This is a genomic window from Streptomyces exfoliatus (genome assembly GCF_000725545.1).
Taxonomy (GTDB): Bacteria; Actinomycetota; Actinomycetes; order Streptomycetales; family Streptomycetaceae; genus Streptomyces; species Streptomyces exfoliatus.
The window spans coordinates 1-4199 of sequence record NZ_JNZP01000068.1 but is presented as its reverse complement, the minus strand read 5'-3'; the positions used below and the strand labels follow the sequence as shown (position 1 = coordinate 4199).

Here is a 4199-nt window from a genome sequence, read left to right as displayed (position 1 = left end):
CCACTTCGCCCGATACCGACTTCCGGAGCGCGAGGGGCCCAGGAGCGGAACGCAGTGCCCCGGCACCCCTCCCCGCACCAGGGGGCACTGGGTACGGGGGCGCCAGGGAGGCGGATCAGCGACCAGTCGGGCCGACCTGGAGCTTTGCCTGTAGTCGCTGGGGAGATGGAGGAGCCGCTCCAGCCTGGGCAGGCCCTGCACCGCCAGCGCCTCAAGTCGGGGTCCTCCCCGGCTGCGGCTTCCTTCTTGAACGGCTCAACGCCCTGCTCACGCCCTGAATAACGGCGGCTGCGGCCCCCGTCTCGACCATGAGACGGCGTGACGCGTGCGGGCTGAGGTCGTTGGTCATGACCCGGAGTGCCTGCCGGGTCTCCGGAACGGGCGACCTGCCCCTTGGCAGAAGGAATTCAGCATGGTGATTCAGACGGCGTTGACGACACCGGACATCTGTAAGCCGATCGCGGATTGTCAGTGCGGTCCGAGCTGTAGTTGCGGCTGTCAGAGCGGCGGCCCATGCCAGTGCGGCGGTGGCTGCGGCTAACGCCACAGGCAATGCCTGCCTGCCGCAGCGGGTCTATGAGGGTTCCCTGCAGGGAACCAACGACCGTACCGAGTTCACCACGGCGCGCGGGACGCGTACGTCGCTCAGGCGCGCAAGGAGAAGGACTCGGCGGTGGCGAAGGCGATCGCCGGGCTTCGCCGGCCGGGGCTCGCGGCCTTGGCGGCGAACCTCCTGGCGCGCGAGCGGCGCCAGGAGGCCGAGCAGTTCCTGGCATTGGGCGAGAGCCTCTGGGAGGTCCTACGGACGCTCGGTGCCGAGCAGCTGCGCACGGCGAGCCGGCAGCAGCACCAGATTGAGCAGACCCTCCACGGTGTCCTTGCGGACCCGGAGGTTGCTACGCGGTGGTCGAAGGGCCGGCTCGTGAAGGTGCCCGAAGCGGCGGTCGGCTTCGCCGTGGTCACTCCGCAGACGGTGCCTGCGCGCCCTGTCTCCGCCGAGCCGCGTCAGCGGAAGTAGGCGACCGGGCGGCCGGCGGGTCGGCGTGAGGACCTTGAGCGGGCTCGTACGGCGGCACGGGAAGCGGAGGCCGAGGTCTGCCGACGCGAGCGGGAAGCCACGTCGGCGAAGAAGGCGCAGACGGCTGCGCGGGAAGGCTGAGGAGGCGGCCGAGATCGCGGGCGTGGCTGTGCGGGCACGTCCAGCAAGGTCCTGGTCGTCGTTGGCGTTCTTGAGTACCGCTCTGAAACGCCGGTCCTCCGGCGCGTGGGTGGAATGCGATCCTCTCAGTGCCTTGCACACGCTCGTACGGACGTACGGCAGCTCCGTACGAGGACGGCTGCCTGACGAGCGGCGCCGTCCTCTGGATCCTGGCCGCACCGATCTGTCCGAGCCGCCCGCCCGTGATCCGCGGGCGATGACGGCCACCGAGCGCGTCGCAGTCGGCGACTGGACGGCCAAACCCGCCCCCGTGCTCCTGGAGCCCCGGCCCGCCCGGCGGCGACTCGGCGGTGGCTTGGCCGATCCCAGTACGGCTTGCGCGGTGGTCCCGTAGGGGCTGGCGGCAGCCCGCGCCGATATGGCGTGTGCGGGCCAGGCCCGGCGCCCAGTGACCTGAATATGGACAGTGGATGAGAGGTGCTGATACCGAGCCGTGACAGTTTCGGCGCAGCTGAAAGGCAATGCCGCAGTGGAGTCACAGCCCCAGCATCTGCCGTTCTTTCTGGCTGGAAGTGGCTGTTGGTCGGCCATGGCGAAGCACTCACACGAACACGACGAGTACGTTTCCGGAGTCCGGTCCGGGCTGTGGGAGGCATACCGGACAGATTCTTTCCCTCAGGTCGATCCCCACGGCGCTCCGTGCCGTTTCTGCCAGGTTTTGTGCGAGTCCGGCGACCAGACCGAGCCTTCTTCGCGGAAGGACGGCAAGAGGCCGCATGGGGGGTGAGGAGGCGTGCGGGGCCGAGCAGGTGGCGCGGCTGTCAGACGGCGGGGCGGTCGGACGTGGTGTGGTCTGTGATGCCCGCTCTGCGTAGGGCGGAGCGCCACGCCAGGGCGACGGCCGTTTCTGCAAGGCCGAGGAGGACGAGCCACAGGCCGAGCAGCCTGGTCAGGGTCCGGGCGGACTCCGCTGGCAGCGCGAGGACGACGATTCCGGCGACGATGCCGAGGGCCGCGACGGCCATGACGATGCCGCGGTGTGGCATGTCCTTGGTGGCGATGGCTGTGTAGAGGGTGACGATGCCGGATATCAGCCAGACGGCGCCGACGATCAGCGAGAGCGCGGCGATGGTCTGGAGCGGGTTCCTCAGGCACAGCACTCCGCCCAGGACACACAGCACGGCCACGATCAGGCCGGGCATGCGGTCACTGTCGCGCCCGAAGACTGTCACGAACCGGAAGACGCCGGTCAGCAGCAGGTACACCCCGATGAGCACGGCCAGGACGTGCAGGGTGACGTCCGGCCAGACGAGCGCCAGGATACCCGGGACGAGTGTCACCATCGCGGCGCCCAGGAGCCATAGCCAGGAACGGCCGAGGCGGGCGAGCTGGTCCGCCGGGTCGACCGTGGGGGATCCTCCGCCGATCCTGTTCTCAGGTCCGGCTCGGGGGGCGGAGCCCTGTGGCGTCGACATGTGTCCTCCTCCGCTCGCCCGAGTGGATCGTCCCGGAACGCCTCACGGCAGTCGGCAGCAGTCACGTCTCCACGACGTTCACGTCGAGTGACGGGAGAGGCCAGCAGTTCGTGCGGATGGGCCTCGTCGATGACGGGTCCGGACAGGAGGGCCAGTCCGGCCGTCCGCATGCGATCCGGCCGGGGGTAACGCTGTCTCTCGCGGGGCCCAGAACGGGGAGCATGCGGTGCTCCAGGACCAGTGTGCACCCTTCGTCTGCCCGCCGCCTCACCTCATCAGGGACGGTCAAGGGGCACGGCGGGAGGGCAAAGCCCCGAGCCGCCGACAGGGAAAGGACGCCTGAACCTCCGGGGTCTCCGGACGTGGGATCGGATCGGGAATCCTCAGCCCCTCCTCGCCGATCCACGGGCCCGTGACCTGCTCCTCCTGACTCAGGCCACCCGCCCTGGGGTCTGTCAGATCACCTCAGGTGGATGCTGGTGCCTTGTGTGGGGGCATGGGCCGTGGTGGTGCCGTGCGTCGTCAGAGCGGTAGATGTTGTCTGCCCTCAGCCCGGAACTGTCCAGGGTGAGGTCGAAGTGGACCTCTTCTCCGCGGCACAGCATGCGATCCTCCCCATGAATTGCCGAGGATTCCGCCGTTACGTCGTCTCTGGTGCCTTCCTTGCCGATGAGACCGACACCCAGCGTGGGGCTGAACCACTTCACGACACCACGTGGCGACATGCTTTTCGTCCTTCGCTTGGCCGGATTCGAAAGCCACCACTGTCCACCCGTCCCGTACCGACGGACAGAGCGTGGGCAGGGGGTGAAACAGCAGATTCCGGCGTGAACACAGCTGACGTACCGGGAACGGACAACGCGCGCCACCGACAACGAGCCTGCACCACAGCACCTGTCCCTCGTCAGCGATCGGTCGGCCTTCCGGGCCGACGCCGTCCGCATGACCGCACCGGTACGTCACGGCCACAGCGGAACAATGACCATCCGGCTCGACGGTCACCGATTTCACCTCCAGAGCCGCCCGTACGTGCTGAAGGAACTGACGACGCGGCACAGGGTGATCCGTCGCGAACTGATGCCGGGGGAGCGGGCTGGGCCCCGGGAGTGGAGCGCGCGGCGCGCCAGCACGATGTGTTCCTGGCCCCGCACTCGAAGCGTGCAGGTCAGTCATGCATGGAGGGCGGGTGAACTTGGGTAAGGCTGCTCCTCGTGCAGCAGACATGGATCATGAACTATGGGGAAACCCGTGGTGCCGCTCCGGCGATCACCGCGGTGCTGCCTCGGTCGCTTCCCGGTCTGATGGCGCAGGACATCATGCCGTGGGAGCTGCGCCTGGGTGATGTGGTGCCGTTCGATGATGGGGTCGGGCGCCCGGTCCTTGACATACGAGCAGTCGGGGGAGGCCGGCGCGGTAAATGCCTGATCTTTTCTGGCGTGCCCCCGCTGTTGGTCAGCCGGCGCCTCACGGTCTACCGCTCCTGCAGCAGTGTGACCAGTCAGCCTTTGCCTTGTAGGCCAGCGGCGATCGTCTGAACGAGCTGCGTGCGTGTGATGACCATGAGG

Annotated in this window: 4 protein-coding genes; 2 read left to right on the top strand and 2 right to left on the bottom strand. The window is 68.3% G+C overall.

Annotation, left to right across the window (positions count from 1 at the left end):
- The first annotated feature begins 673 nt into the window (after positions 1-673).
- Positions 674-1018, top strand: a complete 345-nt coding sequence (locus tag IO20_RS37225; RefSeq protein WP_051875185.1) for a hypothetical protein — start codon at positions 674-676, stop codon at positions 1016-1018.
- A gap of 962 nt (positions 1019-1980) precedes the next feature.
- Here IO20_RS37225 and IO20_RS0134000 read toward each other — a convergent pair.
- Both IO20_RS0134000 and IO20_RS42500 read right to left on the bottom strand, forming a co-directional pair.
- The gene (locus IO20_RS0134000; RefSeq protein ID WP_030556929.1) at positions 1981-2634 is read right to left on the bottom strand and encodes an HdeD family acid-resistance protein; all 654 of its coding nucleotides are present in this window, start codon (positions 2632-2634) and stop codon (positions 1981-1983) included.
- Between the two features lie 455 nt (positions 2635-3089).
- Positions 3090-3359 (bottom strand): cold shock domain-containing protein, encoded by a 270-nt coding sequence (locus IO20_RS42500; RefSeq protein ID WP_425423767.1) that lies wholly within the window; start codon positions 3357-3359, stop codon positions 3090-3092.
- A gap of 486 nt (positions 3360-3845) precedes the next feature.
- On the opposite strand from IO20_RS42500, the gene IO20_RS40610 reads away from it, so the two are divergent.
- Positions 3846-4169, top strand: a complete 324-nt coding sequence (locus IO20_RS40610) for a hypothetical protein (RefSeq protein ID WP_157850870.1) — start codon at positions 3846-3848, stop codon at positions 4167-4169.
- The last annotated feature ends 30 nt before the right edge of the window (positions 4170-4199 follow it).